This is a genomic window from Nostoc flagelliforme FACHB-838, assembly GCF_014698065.1.
Taxonomy (GTDB): domain Bacteria; phylum Cyanobacteriota; class Cyanobacteriia; order Cyanobacteriales; family Nostocaceae; genus Nostoc; species Nostoc flagelliforme_B.
Genome location: NZ_JACJSI010000725.1, coordinates 1 through 1569, shown reverse-complemented (window position 1 = coordinate 1569; position 1569 = coordinate 1). Strand labels below are relative to the sequence as shown.

Annotated in this window: 1 rRNA gene; it reads right to left on the bottom strand. The window is 54.2% G+C overall.

Annotated features, from left to right (window positions below):
• Positions 1 to 79 precede the first annotated feature (79 nt).
• Positions 80 to 1568: ribosomal RNA gene (locus H6G97_RS51165) — 16S ribosomal RNA — on the bottom strand.
• Between the last annotated feature and the right edge of the window lies 1 nt (position 1569).

Below are 1569 nucleotides of genomic sequence, written 5' to 3'. Positions count from 1 at the left end.
CGACCGACCTAGGTTAGACCAACTTAGTATCTATATAGCTGTATGCTTTTCGATTTCTAAGGGGTGTAGGTCTCCCTAAAAAGGAGGTGATCCAGCCACACCTTCCGGTACGGCTACCTTGTTACGACTTCACCCCAGTCACCAGTCCTGCCTTAGGCATCCTTCTCCTTTGCAGGTTGAAGTAATGACTTCGGGCACTACCAGCTTCCATGGTGTGACGGGCGGTGTGTACAAGGCCCGGGAACGAATTCACTGCAGTATGCTGACCTGCAATTACTAGCGATTCCTCCTTCACGCAGGCGAGTTGCAGCCTGCGATCTGAACTGAGCTCCGGTTTACGGGATTTGCTTGCCATCGCTGGCTTGCTGCCCTCTGTCCGGAGCATTGTAGTACGTGTGTAGCCCAAGGCGTAAGGGGCATGCTGACTTGACGTCATCCCCACCTTCCTCCGGTTTGTCACCGGCAGTCTCTCTAGAGTGCCCAACTTAATGCTGGCAACTAAAAACGAGGGTTGCGCTCGTTGCGGGACTTAACCCAACATCTCACGACACGAGCTGACGACAGCCATGCACCACCTGTGTTCGCGCTCCCGAAGGCACTCCCAGCTTTCACCAGGATTCGCGACATGTCAAGCCTTGGTAAGGTTCTTCGCGTTGCATCGAATTAAACCACATACTCCACCGCTTGTGCGGGCCCCCGTCAATTCCTTTGAGTTTCACCGTTGCCGGCGTACTCCCCAGGCGGGATACTTAACGCGTTAGCTACGGCACGGCTCGGGTCGATACAAGCCACGCCTAGTATCCATCGTTTACGGCTAGGACTACTGGGGTATCTAATCCCATTCGCTCCCCTAGCTTTCGTCCCTCAGTGTCAGTTACGGCCTAGCAGAGCGCCTTCGCCACCGGTGTTCTTCCTGATCTCTACGCATTTCACCGCTACACCAGGAATTCCCTCTGCCCCGAACGTACTCTAGCTATGTAGTTTCCACTGCTCTTATGAGGTTGAGCCTCACTCTTTAACAGCAGACTTACATTGCCACCTGCGGACGCTTTACGCCCAATCATTCCGGATAACGCTTGCATCCTCCGTATTACCGCGGCTGCTGGCACGGAGTTAGCCGATGCTTATTCCTCAGGTACCGTCATTTTTTTCTTCCCTGAGAAAAGAGGTTTACGACCCAAGAGCCTTCCTCCCTCACGCGGTATTGCTCCGTCAGGCTTTCGCCCATTGCGGAAAATTCCCCACTGCTGCCTCCCGTAGGAGTCTGGGCCGTGTCTCAGTCCCAGTGTGGCTGATCGTCCTCTCAGACCAGCTACTGATCGTCGCCTTGGGAGTCCATTACACTTCCAACTAGCTAATCAGACGCGAGCTCATCTTCAGGCAGTTAACCTTTCACCTCTCGGCACATCCGGTATTAGCCACCGTTTCCAGTGGTTGTCCCAGACCTGAAGGCAGATTCTCACGCGTTACTCACCCGTCCGCCACTGTGTCCGAAGACACCGTTCGACTTGCATGTGTTAAGCATACCGCCAGCGTTCATCCTGAGCCAGGATCAAACTCTCCGTTTTG